17 protein-coding genes and 1 pseudogene are annotated in these 15,238 nt (G+C 50.5%); 3 read left to right on the top strand and 15 right to left on the bottom strand.

Features of this window, described 5'->3' with window-relative positions:
- Positions 1-80 precede the first annotated feature (80 nt).
- From glpD to glpE, 6 genes and pseudogenes are all read right to left on the bottom strand, one after another.
- Positions 81-1,565, bottom strand: a complete 1,485-nt coding sequence (glpD, locus tag DSM2777_RS04665) for a glycerol-3-phosphate dehydrogenase (RefSeq protein ID WP_025799362.1) — start codon at positions 1,563-1,565, stop codon at positions 81-83.
- Between the two features lie 242 nt (positions 1,566-1,807).
- Positions 1,808-2,209 carry a type II TA system antitoxin MqsA family protein gene (locus tag DSM2777_RS04660; protein ID WP_226930139.1) on the bottom strand — a complete coding sequence of 134 codons (402 nt, stop codon included), beginning with the start codon at positions 2,207-2,209 and terminating at the stop codon, positions 1,808-1,810.
- Positions 2,193-2,504 carry a type II toxin-antitoxin system MqsR family toxin gene (locus tag DSM2777_RS04655; protein ID WP_061553296.1) on the bottom strand — a complete coding sequence of 104 codons (312 nt, stop codon included), beginning with the start codon at positions 2,502-2,504 and terminating at the stop codon, positions 2,193-2,195. The genes DSM2777_RS04660 and DSM2777_RS04655 overlap by 17 nt, the downstream gene beginning before the upstream one ends.
- Positions 2,505-2,759: 255 nt before the next feature.
- On the bottom strand, positions 2,760-3,518 hold the full coding sequence (locus DSM2777_RS04650; protein WP_025799366.1) for a DeoR/GlpR family transcriptional regulator: 759 nt from the start codon (positions 3,516-3,518) through the stop codon (positions 2,760-2,762).
- A gap of 46 nt (positions 3,519-3,564) precedes the next feature.
- A pseudogene (gene glpG / locus DSM2777_RS04645) lies at positions 3,565-4,401 on the bottom strand (rhomboid family intramembrane serine protease GlpG).
- Between the two features lie 47 nt (positions 4,402-4,448).
- Positions 4,449-4,778, bottom strand: coding sequence for a thiosulfate sulfurtransferase GlpE (gene glpE, locus DSM2777_RS04640; RefSeq protein WP_046459446.1), 330 nt, complete (start codon positions 4,776-4,778; stop codon positions 4,449-4,451).
- A gap of 273 nt (positions 4,779-5,051) precedes the next feature.
- Between glpE and DSM2777_RS23630 the strand changes: the two genes are divergently transcribed.
- Complete coding sequence (locus DSM2777_RS23630) at positions 5,052-5,483, top strand: hypothetical protein (RefSeq protein ID WP_071889866.1); 432 nt, start codon at positions 5,052-5,054, stop codon at positions 5,481-5,483.
- A 141-nt stretch (positions 5,484-5,624) separates the two neighbouring features.
- Here the strand turns inward: DSM2777_RS23630 and ugpQ are convergent, their stop codons facing one another.
- The 5 genes from ugpQ to ugpB all read right to left on the bottom strand — a co-directional run bounded on the left by ugpQ (position 5,625) and on the right by ugpB (position 10,630).
- Complete coding sequence (ugpQ, locus tag DSM2777_RS04630; RefSeq protein WP_061553294.1) at positions 5,625-6,383, bottom strand: glycerophosphodiester phosphodiesterase; 759 nt, start codon at positions 6,381-6,383, stop codon at positions 5,625-5,627.
- 33 nt (positions 6,384-6,416) lie between these two features.
- Positions 6,417-7,493, bottom strand: coding sequence for a sn-glycerol-3-phosphate import ATP-binding protein UgpC (locus DSM2777_RS04625; protein WP_061553293.1), 1,077 nt, complete (start codon positions 7,491-7,493; stop codon positions 6,417-6,419).
- A gap of 4 nt (positions 7,494-7,497) precedes the next feature.
- On the bottom strand, positions 7,498-8,343 hold the full coding sequence (ugpE, locus tag DSM2777_RS04620; protein ID WP_025799379.1) for a sn-glycerol-3-phosphate ABC transporter permease UgpE: 846 nt from the start codon (positions 8,341-8,343) through the stop codon (positions 7,498-7,500).
- Complete coding sequence (gene ugpA / locus DSM2777_RS04615; RefSeq protein ID WP_061553292.1) at positions 8,340-9,227, bottom strand: sn-glycerol-3-phosphate ABC transporter permease UgpA; 888 nt, start codon at positions 9,225-9,227, stop codon at positions 8,340-8,342. Before ugpA ends, ugpE begins: the two co-directional genes overlap by 4 nt.
- An 80-nt stretch (positions 9,228-9,307) precedes the next feature.
- Complete coding sequence (gene ugpB, locus DSM2777_RS04610) at positions 9,308-10,630, bottom strand: sn-glycerol-3-phosphate ABC transporter substrate-binding protein UgpB (RefSeq protein WP_061553291.1); 1,323 nt, start codon at positions 10,628-10,630, stop codon at positions 9,308-9,310.
- A gap of 343 nt (positions 10,631-10,973) precedes the next feature.
- Here ugpB and relB point away from each other — a divergent pair, with 343 nt between their 5' ends.
- Together relB and DSM2777_RS04600 are read left to right on the top strand one after the other, a co-directional pair.
- Entirely contained in the window at positions 10,974-11,165 is a 192-nt protein-coding gene (gene relB / locus DSM2777_RS04605; protein ID WP_061553290.1) for a type II toxin-antitoxin system RelB family antitoxin, read from the top strand.
- The gene (locus tag DSM2777_RS04600; RefSeq protein ID WP_061553289.1) at positions 11,165-11,440 is read left to right on the top strand and encodes a type II toxin-antitoxin system RelE/ParE family toxin; all 276 of its coding nucleotides are present in this window, start codon (positions 11,165-11,167) and stop codon (positions 11,438-11,440) included. Before relB ends, DSM2777_RS04600 begins: the two co-directional genes overlap by 1 nt.
- Positions 11,441-11,491: 51 nt before the next feature.
- Here DSM2777_RS04600 and livF read toward each other — a convergent pair whose 3' ends face one another.
- The 4 genes from livF to livH are packed head-to-tail and all read right to left on the bottom strand — an operon-like array spanning position 11,492 to position 15,157.
- Positions 11,492-12,193: a high-affinity branched-chain amino acid ABC transporter ATP-binding protein LivF gene (gene livF, locus DSM2777_RS04595; protein WP_040046465.1), complete on the bottom strand. Its 702-nt coding sequence runs from the start codon at positions 12,191-12,193 to the stop codon at positions 11,492-11,494.
- Between the two features lie 2 nt (positions 12,194-12,195).
- Positions 12,196-12,966, bottom strand: a complete 771-nt coding sequence (livG, locus tag DSM2777_RS04590) for a high-affinity branched-chain amino acid ABC transporter ATP-binding protein LivG (RefSeq protein ID WP_025799388.1) — start codon at positions 12,964-12,966, stop codon at positions 12,196-12,198.
- Positions 12,963-14,234: a high-affinity branched-chain amino acid ABC transporter permease LivM gene (locus DSM2777_RS04585; protein ID WP_046459441.1), complete on the bottom strand. Its 1,272-nt coding sequence runs from the start codon at positions 14,232-14,234 to the stop codon at positions 12,963-12,965. The genes livG and DSM2777_RS04585 overlap by 4 nt, the downstream gene beginning before the upstream one ends.
- Positions 14,231-15,157, bottom strand: coding sequence for a high-affinity branched-chain amino acid ABC transporter permease LivH (livH, locus tag DSM2777_RS04580; RefSeq protein ID WP_061553288.1), 927 nt, complete (start codon positions 15,155-15,157; stop codon positions 14,231-14,233). Before livH ends, DSM2777_RS04585 begins: the two co-directional genes overlap by 4 nt.
- Positions 15,158-15,238: the final 81 nt, after the last annotated feature.

Below are 15,238 nucleotides of genomic sequence, written 5' to 3'. Positions count from 1 at the left end.
GGAGGAGCCGATCGAGGATCTTACAAACATCACTAAACAGTTCCCTCCCCTGCCAAGGGGAGGGTTAGGGTGGGGTCATGTTATGACTTATGCTCTGCCAGCCACTGCGCAACGCGCTGTTTCTGGGCATCATCCAGCCACATACCTAACTTAGTACGGCGCCAGATCGCATCATCCAGCTCAACCACCCACTCTTCAGCAACCAGATAACGCAGCTCAGCCTCATACAGATGATGGCCAAAGTGCTCGCCCAGATCTTCCAGCGATTGCGCGGTTCCAATCAGTTGTTCAGCGCGAGTGCCGTAAGTGCGCACGTAGCGACGGGCTAACGCTTCCGGCAACCACGTAAAGCGGCGACGCAGCTGCGCGGCATAGCTATCACGATCGGTGCCTAAATCGCCCCCCGGCAATACACCGTTTTTAGTCCATGCAGGACCGCAGTTATCGTAATAACCAGACAGTTTCTCTAGCGCATGTTCCGCCAGTTTGCGATAGGTGGTGAGCTTACCGCCAAATACGGAAAGCAGCGGCGCTTTGCCATCCTGATCGTGCACGTCGAGCGTATAATCACGGGTGATCGCCTGTGGAGAATCTGATTCGTCGTCACACAGCGGACGCACACCGGAATAAGTCCAGACGATGTCGTCTTTGCTCAACTGTTTCTTGAAGTGATCGTTATAAACCTTCAGCAGGTAATTCACTTCATTATCATCAATCTTCACATCATGCGGATCGCCGTTATATTCCACGTCGGTAGTCCCGATGATAGAAAACTCATCCATCCACGGGATCACAAAGACAATGCGATGATCTTCGTTCTGTAGGATATAAGCCTGCGGCTGATTATGGACACGCGGAACCACAATATGGCTGCCTTTGATCAGACGGATACCATAAGGCGATTTCAGCTCTAATCCATTATCGAAGAAATGTTTAACCCATGGGCCGGTCGCATTCACCAGACCTTTAGCACGCCAGGTAAAGACTTCACCCGTGTCTGCATTTTTGGCTTCAACAACCCACAATCCATTTTCACGATAGGCGCGAGTAACCTGAGTGCGAGTGCGAACTTCACCACCGCGCACCACAACTTCTTGCGCGTTTAACAGCACCAAACGAGCATCATCAACCCAGCAATCTGAATACTCAAACCCACGCGTTAAGCTGGATTTCAAGACCGATTCAGGACCAAAGCGCAGGCCTTTGCTGCTTGGCAAGCTGGTACGTTTGCCCAAATGATCGTAAAGGAACAGGCCTGTACGGATCATCCAAGCTGGGCGCAAGTGTGGCTGATGTGGTAAGCGGAAACGCATCGGGAAAGCGATATGCGGCGCGAGTTTCAGCAAAACTTCACGCTCTGCCAAGGCTTCGCTCACCAAACGAAACTCATAGTGCTCCAGATAACGCAGGCCACCGTGGATTAATTTGGAGCTCGCTGATGACGTGGCGCAGGCCAAATCTTTAGCCTCCAGCATCAGAACGGAAAGCCCGCGTCCTGCCGCATCCGCAGCGATACCGGCACCGTTAATGCCACCACCGATAACGATCAAGTCTTTGGTTTCCACTTTCCCCTCCGGATGCTCGAAACAGTTCTAATTTTGTCGTTGATGATAGAAAAACAATCGAATAATGTTCGTTTACGAGCATTATAATACTCACAAACAAACATTAGCGCCAGAAATTAACCAAACAAAAACATTTCAGCGTGATGAAGGTAACAGTTGAGAGATAATAAAATTACATACTGTGTGGGTATTAGGAAGCATAGCCGCCCAAGCGGATAGACTTAGGCGCTGAAAGAGAAAGGTTAGTTACGAATTTCTTCGAGCAATTCTGGATACTTATCAAGCAGTTTTAACAACTTGATGGTCGATACATGGGGCAGCGCTTTACCTGTTTCGTAGCGCGAAAACGCGTTCACACCACCGCCAAATATCTCACCGGCTTCACTTTGGGAAAGGTTCAGCTTTTTTCGCATTGCTACCACATACTCAGGATCGATGATGGAAGCATTAACCTGCTTGTTGAACTCCGTCAAAATGCTGTCGATACGCAGAGACTCTTCTTTAAAAATCACGCCTTCCCCGCAGTCTAAACACCAGTCAGCCCCCCATGCCTTGATTATCATCGTTTGGCCTTTATAAGTGTAGGGGGTATCACGATACTCCTTCACCGTATTGGACGATCCACATTCAGGACATATCATCATCTAGCTCCTTAAAAGACACGATTAGCACTTCATCAACTACCGTTATTTTCAGATAGAGGGAAACCTTATCCAGATGGCAATGGTACACATCTTGCCAAACTTGGTGGTTTTGATACGTTGTCATACTTTTATAAAAGTCTTTAGCGGACAACTCACTCACGACTCGGTACATACCCGCACAGCTAAAATCGAGGCGCTTCGCATTCAAATAAGCGACCTTTGTAGCTTTAATCATCCCCTTCCCAATCAAGTTCCGTACCTTTTCCAAGCTACAATGCGGCGTTCGCTTCTCCATCGGCTCTCCTTAGCAATATAACCTAATAGGTTAATTTCATCGATTAATAAACCATCAATAACAATTTATTGGAGCTTAAAATTGACTCAAGGACAGCCGCACGTTACTGCGAAATCGATTCAGAGAAATTTGCGAGACTTACAGCGCTGCAGGCACTTTTGGAATCCACCGCGCATTAAAAATCTAAGGGAAAAGACAAAGCAAAACGCACAGACCAAACTGGCTCTGTGCGTTTAGAAATAGAGAGGAAAAGGCTTAGCAGATTTCGAGCTGAACTTCGTGCTGCTCGATGATTTTCTGAATACTGGCCGGTGGCTGTTCATCGGTAAACAGGTAATCAATCAGATCCATGTTGCCCAGATTCACCATCGCATTACGGCCGAATTTAGAATGGTCAGTCACTAAAATGACGCAGCGTGAGTTTTCGATAATCGCGCGCTTGGTGCGCACTTCATGGTAATCAAACTCCAGCAGTGAGCCATCCATATCAATACCGCTGATGCCGAGAATGCCGTAGTCCAAACGGAACTGAGAGATAAAATCTAGCGTGGCTTCGCCCATGATGCCGCCGTCACGGGTTCGCACTTCGCCACCCGCCAGTATCAACCGAAAATCTTCTTTGCCCATCAGCAACGTGGCAACGTTAAGGTTGTTGGTGACGACACGCAAATTGCGGTGATTCAACAATGCATGCGCGACCGCTTCCGGCGTGGTACCGATATCAATAAACAGCGTGGCACCGTCGGGGATCAGGCTAGCAACGTGCTGTGCGATACGCGCTTTTTCCGCCGACCACATGATTTTGCGATCGTGATAAGCCGCATTCACCGAGCTGGATGGAAGTGCCGCGCCACCGTGATGACGCTGAATTTTGTTTTGCTCCGCCAAGTCATTCAAATCGCGGCGAATCGTCTGCGGGCTCACCGCAAAGTGCTCGACCAACTCTTCCGTGCTCACATATCCTTGCTGGCGAACAAGATCGATTATCGCGTCATGGCGCTGTGTCTGCTTCACATCAATTCCCCTGAGTTACCGGATGTCCGGCAGTTAGACGTTGCTCTTACGCTGATGTCTTGCGCTGATGATGAGCATCCCAAAACGCCATCAACAGTCCAATCACTAAGCCTGCAATATGCGCACCGTTTGCAACCGACATACCAAACCAATCAAAATGTCCGGCCACCAGCCATAGCACTGAAAAAACCATCAGGCCACGTGGCATATTGATACCCATTTGCGGAGCGCGTTCACCACACCACCACACATAGCCCATCAACGCATACACGACGCCAGACAGGCCACCAAAATTAGAACCACTAAACAGTGACTGCGCCCAGCCGCTCATAAAGGCCGCAACTAACGCAATTTGCAACAGCTTGCCTGCGCCTAAGCGTTTCTCAACCTGCCCCCCAAGATACCATCACCACATAAGATTAAAGATGATGTGCACCGCAGAGAAATGCAGAAACGCATGGCTAACCCAGCGCCAAACCTGAAAATATTGGCTTGAATCTGCGGGCCACGCCAGCCAGTTCATTACCGCAACATCCCCCAACAACAGCATTAACAGATAGACCACTACGCAGATTGCCGTGATCCCAACCGTTAAGGGGCCTGTCTGTCGGGTAAAGCTTTTCAGATAGCTAAAGCTGCCATATTTCAAGCCGCTGTGCGTTGATCCTGCATGCCAGCTGGCCGCCTGATAACGCGGATGCAAAGGCTCTTGCAGAAAACGGGCAAGCTCTTGTTCAACCTGCGCCTGTTGGGCGTCGTCAGCAAGCCACAGCACAACTTCGTCGTTGTGCACTTCTAGCTCTAAACGCACGCCCTGCGTCGCCATATAATCAATAAACGCCTGCGCCAGCCTTGGGTTAGGCAGGGAAATAATACGAACCATGAATACCTGCTTGTTAAAATGGGCACCATCTTGATGCCTAATAGGCGCTACAGGGATGAGCTCTCGACCTGCTGCGGATAAGCGCGGGCCCATGCTTCAAATCCGCCATCGATGCTGTATACCTCTTCAAATCCTTGGTGCAGCAAATACTGTGCTGCGCCACGGCTGCTATTACCGTGATAGCACATCACCATCACCGGTGTATCGAATTCATTGTTTTGCATGAAGTTTTGCAACGTCTCATTGGTCAGATGAAATGCGCCTTCGGCATGCCCGGCGGCATAACTCTGCGGATCGCGAATATCAACCAACGCGACACCCGGTTGTTGTAACTTTTGCTGTGCCTGCTCAACTGAAATAACGACAAACTGTTCCATAACACCATTCCATTACTGTATTCAAATTGCCCGCATTGTAACGAACATGTTACTGACAAAAAACCGCATTAAGCATATGGAATTGTTGCTAAAACCGTAGAACACAACAACCTAAAGACCATCAAGAGATTGCGGTTTTTAGCCAGAAATGCAAGAACTAAACGAGCGATTACGAAAATTCATGGTATTTAATCGCTCATTTTTCCCTTCTCTTGCCACGCAAACCAAGGCGAAATGCCATAGACTTAAAGGAATAGCATCACAGGAGGTCTTATGAAAACCCTATTTCGTGCTGTGCTCCCCGCCCTGTTGCTTGCGCCATTGTCACTTTTTTGCAGTGCAAATGCCTATGCGCAGTCGGCCGTCATGCAGCAACAACAGCAAATGATCCAACAGCAACAACAAGGTTTCCAGAACCAAAACAGCAGTTTCAATCAACAGCAGCTGCGTAATACGCAAACTCAAATCCAGCGAGATAACCAAGCGCAGCAGATACACCAGTTGAATGAAAACATGCGCCTGAATGCCGATCAGCAATGGCAGAATAACAATCAGCAGCGCATGCTCAACAACCAGAATCGCCAGCAACGTCAACAGCAGCTGCAACTTAATCAGATGGATCAGCAGAAAAAAGTGAATAATCAAAGAATGCTGAACCAGCAAAATACCGTGGATCAGAATAGAAAAAATAACGGTGGGCAGTAGGTCGTATATCGAATGCCCCCCTCCCAACCTCCCCCTTAGCAGGGGGAGGAGCAGATCGAGATTCTTACAAACATCGCCGAACGGCTCCCTCCCCTGCGAAGGGGAGGGCTGGGGTGGGGTGGGGTGGGTCAGCTCCCCAATTTAAACGGATTCACGGTCTGTAAAATCAGCACCAATCACATCAATTTTATCCGTACAGATGCAATCAACTCCCCAATCCAGCAGCAATCGGGCGCGTTTCGGGTTATTCACCGTGTACACCAGAATACGCAGCCCAGCAGCTTTGATATCTGCAACGCGTTCCGCTGTCAGCTCATTGTGATCGATATGCAATGAAACGCAGCCTAAGCGCGTAGTTAACGCCAGCCACTCTTCATCCCATGTTTCAAGCAGCAAACCGCGTGGCAATTCTGGAACCGCTTCTTGCGCCGCAGCCAATGACTCAACCGAGAAAGATGAGAGCAAAGGCGGGATCGGATGCGTTGCCCACAGCGTTTTCGCCGCGAGTGCAACGACGCGGCCTGTTTCACGTTCAACGCCGGTCGTTGGTTTAATCTCAATATTCGCCGCTAGGCCAAATTCACGGCAGCGATCGGCAACCTGCGAGAGCAGCGGTAAAGGTTCATCGCGAAACGCACGACCAAACCAGCCTCCGGCATCCAGATTCACCAATTTTTCCCAAGGCAAATCACCGGCGACGCCCCAACCATTGGTGGTGCGTTCTAGATTATCGTCATGCAGCAAAAAAATTTGCCCATCGGCGCTGAGCTTGGCATCAAACTCAATCATTTTATGCCCGTGCTCCGCGCCAATATCAATCGCCGCTAAGGTGTTCTCTGGCGCCAATTTGCCACCACCGCGGTGGGCGATAATTTTTGGATAGGGCCAATATGTTGTCATCTTTTACTCCGCCATAAAGGCTTTACTTCAGGTTCACGGCTCGATGCGCAAACCGGTTGTTATATCGAAGAAATGCAGGTTTTCCTGTGGCAAAACCAAACGCAGCTCGCTTTCCGACTCCGGGAGAATTTGATGCGGCAAGCGCAGGATCACACCATGTTCCCCCCACCGCCCGTGCGCCAGATTATCGGCACCCAGCAGCTCCAGCGTCATTACCGTAAACGGGTTTCCAGCTTCTAGCTCAGCCGCACGACGCAGATGTTCTGGTCGAATACCGAGCGTCAGCGTCTGCCCTGCCAGCTTGCTCAGAGGGTGTTCTAAACGCAGCTGCGGGCCATTGTTAACCTCGAAGGTCAGTCCGTCGGCGCTAATCTGACCATCAAGCAGATTCATCGCCGGCGATCCCATAAAACCAGCGACAAAGCGACTGGCTGGGCGATGATAAATCTCGGTCGGCGTTCCTATCTGCTCAGCAACACCCTTGTTAAGCACAATCACGCGCTGGGCGAGCGTCATGGCCTCAACCTGATCATGCGTCACATACAGGCTGGTCGTTTTTAGGCGGCGGTGCAACTGTTGCAGCTCAAGGCGCATCTGAACGCGCAGTTTTGCATCAAGATTGGATAACGGTTCGTTAAACAGGAATACCGCGGGCTCGCGCACGATTGCGCGCCCCATCGCGACTCGCTGGCGTTGTCCACCAGATAGCTCACTTGGCTTGCGGTTTAAGAGCGGCCCTAATTCAAGAATGGCCGCCACTTCTTCCACCTTGGTGCGAATGAGTTCTTTGCCCAGACCACGAATTTTCAGGCCGTAGGCCATATTATCAAATACGCTCATGTGCGGATAAAGCGCGTAGTTTTGGAACACCATCGCCACGCCGCGATCTTTAGGTTCTTTATGCGTCACGCGATCGTCATCGATATAAATATCCCCGCCGGTGGTTTCTTCAAGTCCAGCAACCATCCGTAGCAGCGTCGATTTTCCACAGCCTGACGGGCCCACCATCACGATGAACTCGCCGTCGGCAACATCCAGATCGATGCCTTTGATTATCGCATTCTTGCCGTCATAGCTTTTGCTAACGGTCTGTAATTTTAAACGTGCCATTCAGTTATTTCTCGCTATCAACCAGACCACGGACGAACCAGCGCTGCATACCTAATACCACCAACAGCGGAGGTAATAGCGTCATCAGCAATGCGGCCATCACAAGTTGCCACTGCGTTGCGCTTTCTCCACTGGAGATGGCGCTTTTAATACCGGCGACCGCCGTTCCCATTGAGGGATCGCTAGTTATCAGCAATGGCCAAAGATATTGATTCCACCCATAGATAAACGTGATGACAAACAGCGCCGCTAAATTCGTTTTAGAAAGAGGAAACAGCACATCGCGGAAAAAGCGCATCGGCCCCGCACCGTCGATACGCGCAGCCTCTAGCAGCTCATGCGGTAGCGTCATAAAAAACTGTCGAAATAAAAACGTGGCGGTTGCCGAAGCCATCAGCGGCAGCGTTAATCCCGTGTAGCTATCCATCAGATTTAGGTTTGCCATCACTTCAACCGTGGGGAAAATCCTCACCTCGACCGGCAACATTAAGGTTATGAATATCAACCAGAAGAACAGGTTACGCAATGGAAAACGGAAATAGACAATGGCAAATGCTGAAAGCATCGATACCGTAATTTTCCCTACCGTAATCACTAACGCCATAATAAAGCTATTCATCAACTGAATGCCAAACGGCGCTCCGGCGCTGCCCACGCCCTGATGCCAAACCTGCGAAACGTTATGCCACAGCTGTGAGCCAGGGATCAGCGTCATCGGCACATCAAATACCTGTTGCTTATCGAGCGTTGCGGCAACAAACGCCACATACAGCGGGAATAAAATCACCATCACGCCCAACACCAACATAATGTGACAAAACACATCTAGGCCTTTACGGTTCTCAATCATTGGTAACGTACCTTACGCTCAACGTAGCGGAATTGGATCAGGGTTAACGCAATGACCATCAACATCAGAACCACCGACTGCGCGGCTGAGCTAGAAAGATCGAGCCCCGCAAATCCTTCACGGTAGATTTTATAAATCAGCGTCGTTGTGGATTGCCCTGGCCCACCGCCGGTGGCGGCATCAATAACCGGAAAGGTGTCGAAGAAGGCGTAAACCAGATTAACCACCAGCAAGAAGAAGCTCACTGGAGAAATCAGGGGCAGTACAATGTGGAAGAAACGACGAATCGGCCCTGCACCGTCGATGGCGGCAGCTTCAAGCAAGGACTTCGGCACGGACTGTAACGCGGCGAGGAAAAACAAGAAGTTATAGCTTACTTGTTTCCATACTGAGGCCAGCACAACCAAAAACATGGCCTGACCGCTGTTTTGTGCATGGTTCCAGTTATAGCCCATCGCGCCAAGAAAATGCGACACCAGCCCCAGCCCCGGATTAAACAAAAACATCCACAGCACGGCAGCGATAGTGGGCGCGACCGCGTAAGGCAAGATAAACAAGGTTTGATAAATGCGGCGGCCACGCAAAACATGATTCACCAGCGCGGCAAAAAATAGCGACATCACCAATCCAAAAAACGTGACCAGACCACTAAACCATAACGTGGTGCGAAACGCGCCCAAATAGTAGGGATCGTGCCAAAGGGAAACAAAGTTTTGCCAACCGACAAACTCACTGGAAAGGCCGAAAGGATCGAGACTTTGTACCGAATACCACAGCGCTTCACCCGCAGGCCACAGGAAGAAAATCGCGGTGATTAAAAGCTGTGGAGCCACCAGCGCATAAGGCAACCAGCTGCATTTAAACGTGGGAGTTAGAGAACTCATAACACCTCAAAATTTGCTACCAGATACAGGCACCTGCCAATCACCTCATCTCTAAGGCGATTGGCAAGGTAGAACAAAAACTACTTCGCCGATTTTTCAAAGCGCTCTAACAGCTGATTGCCGCGTAATACCGCTTCATCCAATGCCTGCTGTGGCGTTTTCTTACCGGTCCAAACGCCCTCAAGCTCTTCATCAACCACGGTACGAATTTGCGGCATATTGCCTAAACGAACGCCCTTGGTGAACGCCAACGGCGGCTTGTTCAGCATTTGTCGCGTAGCAACATCTGCGCCCGGATTTTTATCGTAGAAGCCCTGCTGTTTGGTCAGCTCATAGGCCGCCGTCGTGATCGGCAGATAGCCAGTTTTTTGATGCCATTCGGCGGCAATCTCTGGCTTGGCTAGGAATTGGAAGAACTCCGCTACGCCTTTGTAAGTTTCAGGCTTTTTGCCGTTCATCACCCACAGGCTGGCACCGCCGATAATGGCATTTTGCGGGGCATTTTTTGCGTCGGCGTCGTAAGGCATAAAGGCCACGCCATAGTTAAATTTGGCATACTGTTTAATGTTGGCAAGCGAGCCGGAAGAACCGGTCATCATGGCGCAATCACCGTTATAGAATTTAGCCGTTGGCTCATCTTTACGGCCAAAGTAGCTGAAATCGCCTTTTTTGAGCATGTCTGACAGCAGCTGAATATGCTTCACCTGCAACGGCTTGTTAAACTCCAAACGCGCCGATGGGCCGCCAAAACCGTTGTTTTCAGTGGCAAAAGGAACACCGTTCCACGCGCTGAAGTTTTCCAGTTGTACCCAACCCTGCCAGCCAGACGCATATCCGCAGCTCATACCGCTAGCGCGTAGCTTCGCCGCGTCCTCTGCCAGCGCCTGCCATGTTTTTGGTGGCTCGTCCGGATTTAAGCCCGCCTTTTTAAAAGCGTCTTTGTTGTAGTAGAGAACCGGCGTTGAACTATTGAATGGCTGAGAAAGAAGTTGCCCAGAAGTATTATCGGCGTAATAGCCTGCGACGGTTGGAACAAACTGGGACTCATCGAAAGGAATGCCCGCATCTTTGAATACCTGATAAACCGGCTTAATCGCCTGTTTAGCCTGCATCATGGTGGCCGTGCCGACTTCATAAACCTGCAAGATTGCCGGAGCTTTACCCGCACGGAAAGCCGCAATCCCCGCCGCTAGGCTTTGCTCATAGTCGCCTTTGTAAACCGGCACCACTTTGTATTCATTTTGAGATTGGTTAAAGCGCTGAGCAAGGCTATCGACCTCAGTACCGAGCTCCGCCTCCATTGAATGCCAAAACGGAATTTCAGTGACTGCCAACGCCGGAGCGCTGAGGCAAAACGTGACCGCCAAGCTACAGATGCTGCGTTTTATTGTCTTATTCATCATGCTAAATCCCCGTCGAATGAGTGTTATCACCACAAAAGTTGAGTGATAAAGAACGTCTTATTTTCGGGATGTACCATGACATGCGCGTATGACAGAAAAATAACCAATAGGTGAAGGAAATGTGACGGAGGGATAACGGTGAAGCACGCGTTCTATACCCAAAATAATTGGAGTTACGTCCAGGCGGAAAGTGAGTAAATCCCGATGAGCTTACTCTAGTAAGTGATTCGAGTGCGCGAACGTAGCCAACGCCGAAGCCGCTTCAAGTATGAGGGTATAACTTGGTTTGAATAGTGGAGAACGCTATACTGGTTAAAAGGTCAGCAGTTTTGGAGTTAACATCATGCAGAAAAAACTCTCCCCTATCGTTTCAGAGTTTGAAACTCAGGAACAAGCAGATAGCTATGAGCATTGGTTTAAAGCGAAAGTAGAAGCATCAATGGATAATAATCGTGCCAGAGTACCTCATGACGAAGTCATGGCGGGCGCACGTAAAATTATTGCTGAAGCCAAAGCTAAAAGGAAATTAGCCTAATGCTAACCGTCAAATGGACTGACGATGCCATACACGATTTATATACCCTGATAGCTTTCGTTGCCGAGCAAAATCCTTTTGCTGCTGAAGCTTTAATGCAACGCATTGATGAAGCGATATTACCTGCTGCCGAACATCCTTATTTGTTCCGATCTGGCCGAGTATTAGGAACCAGAGAGATCGTTGCACATCCCAACTATATTGTGGTTTATCAGATAACCATCGACAGCATTGAAGTGCTATCTGTTCTTCATTCCCGACAAGAATATCCTTAAGCCTTAAACGCAGCATCCATGCTGCTATGTTCATATCGTAATTCCAGCGCTCTACCCACCCAAATACGCGCTACGAACGGCGCTGTTTGCTAACAGCGCTGAGCCGCTGTCTTCCAGCACCACGTGCCCGTTTTCTAGCACATAGCCACGATCGGCCAGCTTGAGCGCCTGATTGGCATTTTGCTCGACCAAAAATATGGTCATTCCCTCTTCGCGCAGCTGTTGAATGGTGTCGAAAATTTGCAGAATGATGATGGGTGCTAGGCCTAGCGACGGCTCATCGAGCAGCAACAGCTTAGGCTGGCTCATCAAGGCACGCCCGATTGCCAGCATCTGCTGTTCGCCGCCAGACATGGTGCCTGCGCGCTGTATACGACGTTCATGCAAGCGGGGGAACAGATCATAAACTCGCGCAATACGTTCTTGATACTGGTGGCGATCGGCAAAAAAACCGCCCATCGCCAAGTTCTCTTCAACCGTCATACGTGAGAATACCCGACGCCCCTCCGGCACAATCGCTATTGCCTCGCGCATAATGCGGGCCGTCTGCCAGTCGGTGATGTCTTGCCCAAGAAAATTGATGCGCCCCGAGGTCGCTCGCGGCTCACCGCATAACGTGCCCAGCAGCGTCGTTTTTCCCGCACCGTTCGCGCCGATAAGCGTAACGATTTCACCTTTCTGGATCTGAATACTGACGTTGTGCAACGCCTGAATTTTTCCGTAATGAGCCGAGACATTGTCTAAAGTCAGCATAGTTACGCCTCTCCCAAATACGCACGAATGACATCCGGATTATTGCGCACCTCTTCAGGTGAGCCTTGTGCCAGCGGAGTTCCCTGATTTACCACGTAAATTCTGTCTGAAATATCCATCACCAATTTCATATCATGCTCAATCAACAGCACGGAGACCTGATGATGATTGCGTAAATCGGCGATCAGCTCGTTAAGCTCATCGGTTTCTTTTGGATTAAGCCCTGCGGCCGGTTCATCCAGCATCAGCAATTCAGGACGCGTCACCATGCAGCGGGCAATCTCTAACCGGCGCTGCTGACCATAGGCTAAATTGCCCGCCTGACGGTTTGAGAACTCCAGCAACCCCACGCGATCTAACCATACGGCGGCACGCTCTAGCGCATCGGCTTCAGCGCGGCGAAACGTTGGCGTTTTTAGCAGACCAGCGAACACCCCGCTTTTCAGGTGCTGATGCTGTGCAACCAGCAGGTTTTCAACCACCGTCATCTCTTTGAACAAGCGTACATGCTGGAACGTGCGTACTACGCCCATTCGTGCAATTTGTTGTCCAGCCAGCCCCGCAAGTTCGCGGTCGCGCAGTTTTATCGAGCCGCTGCTTGGGCGATAAAAACCGGTTAGGCAGTTAAATACCGTGGTTTTCCCCGCCCCGTTTGGCCCAATGAGAGAGACGATTTCTCCCTCATTAAGCATCAGCGCGACGTTATTCACCGCCAACAATCCGCCGAAGCGCATGCATAAATTATTCACTAGCAACAGAGGTTTTGCGCTCATGCTTGGCCTCCTTTGCGTGGGGCAAATTTCAGCTGTGGACGTTTCATTGGCAGTAATCCCTGCGGCCGCCAAATCATCATCAGCACCATCAGCGCACCGAGCAACAACATGCTGTATTCATTTAAATCACGCATCAGTTCGCGAGATACCACCAAGATCACCGCAGCCAGAATCACCGCAAACTGAGATCCCATTCCGCCCAATACCACAATCGCCAGCACAAAGGCTGATTCTACGAAGGTGAATGATTCAGGGCTAACAAACCCCTGTCGCGCCGCAAATAAGGTTCCCGCAAAGCCAGCAAACGCCGCGCTAATGGTAAACGCCGTCAGCTTGATCCGCGTTGGGCTCAGGCCTAATGAACGACAGGCAATTTCATCTTCACGCAGCGCTTCCCACGCTCGCCCAAGCGGCATTCGTAGCAGTCGGTTGATGACAAATAGCGTGATGACCACCAGCAGCAACGCCACGAGATATAAGAAGATGATGCGATCGCTTGGATCATATTTCAGACCAAAAAATTCATGGAATGATCCCCAGCCACCATCGCGCACGCTGCGGTTAAATTCCAGCCCGAAGAAGGTCGGTTTTGGGATCTGGCTGATGCCGTTTGGGCCACCGGTAATATCTGTGTTGTTAAGCAGCAAAATACGCACAATTTCGCCGAAACCTAACGTAACAATCGCTAAATAGTCGCCGCGCAGCCGCAATACCGGGAATCCCAGCAGCAGGCCAAAGGCCGCGGCAACGATCCCCGCAATTGGCAGGCTTTCCCAAAATCCAATGCCATAATAGTGATTGAGCAACGCGTAGGTATAAGCGCCGATGGCATAAAAGCCGCCGTACCCTAGCACCAGCAAGCCAGACAGCCCGACCACGACATTCAGACCCAACCCCAGCATGACGTAGATAAGCGTCAGTGTGGCAATATCCACGGTGCCACGTGATACCACGAACGGCCACACCACCGCAGCGATGAGGATCAGCGCCAACACCAGTTTTTGCTTTGGCGTGGATCCATCCAAGCTTGGTAGCACTAGAGAGGGGCCGGAGACTTTCTTGAAACCCTGCTGGATCATCGGGCGCATCAATTGGAAGAAGAAGACCACCACGCAGCCCGCGCCAATCCATTCCCAGCGGACAGAATCCGCCAGATTCACCACCAAATGGGTGCCATCTAGGCCAAGCTGAACACCCATAATAAATGACGCGAGAACAAACATCGTGACGGTGGAAATAATCGCATTAACCAGATTGAGCTGTTTCATACTTTCTCAACCTCCGGGCGCCCTAAGATGCCGGTAGGCATCACTAGCAGCACCACAATCAGCAAGGCAAAAGACACTACGTCTTTATATTCCGTACTCAGATACGCCGAGGTTAACGCTTCAGCTACGCCTAGAATCAGGCCGCCAATCATCGCACCAGGAATACTGCCAATACCTCCTAACACCGCCGCAGTAAAGGCTTTCATGCCCGCCATAAACCCAATGTATGGGTTAATAACGCCGTAAAACTGCCCCAGCAATACGCCAGCCACGGCCGCCATAGCGGCACCAATCACAAAGGTCAGAGAGATAACGCGATCGGTGCTGATACCCAGCAGGCTCGCCATTTTGAGATCTTCGGCGCAGGCACGGCAGGCGCGGCCCATGCGGGAATAACGGATGAATAACGTCAGCGCCAGCATGGCGAGGAACGTCACCACCCAGATAATGATTTGCATGGTGGAAATGCTAGCGGCAAAGCCGTTGCTTTCCCCTAGCGTCCATTGACCGGTCACCAAGCGCGGCAGCGCCAGATCGCGCGAGCCCTGCGTAAGGCTGACATAGTTTTGTAAGAAGATGGACATCCCAATTGCGGAGATCAGCGCAATGAGGCGTTTTGACGAGCGAACAGGCTTATAAGCCACGCGCTCAATGCTCCAACCATAGGCACTGGTGATGACGACCGCCACAATGAATGCCGCGCCGATCAATAACCAACTGGCATCGATACCGAGCATCATCAGCGCCGCAATCACAATAAAGGAGACATAGCTGCCGATCATATAAACCTCGCCATGCGCGAAGTTGATCATGCCGATAATGCTGTAAACCATGGTGTAACCAATGGCGATCAGCGCATAGGTGCTCCCCAGCGTTACGCCGTTGAACATCTGCTGAATGAAATAAAGGAACTGTTCTGACATACCCTATCCTCATACCACACAAGGGCTTAGTGATGATGTCCAGCTCGGTATCATGCTTATCTAAAGCATATGTGTAAGATT

The sequence above is a fragment of the Obesumbacterium proteus genome (assembly GCF_001586165.1).
GTDB classification, from domain to species: Bacteria; Pseudomonadota; Gammaproteobacteria; order Enterobacterales; family Enterobacteriaceae; genus Hafnia; species Hafnia protea.
Note: the sequence above shows the minus strand (reverse complement) of the source record. Positions and strands in the feature narration are given on the sequence as shown.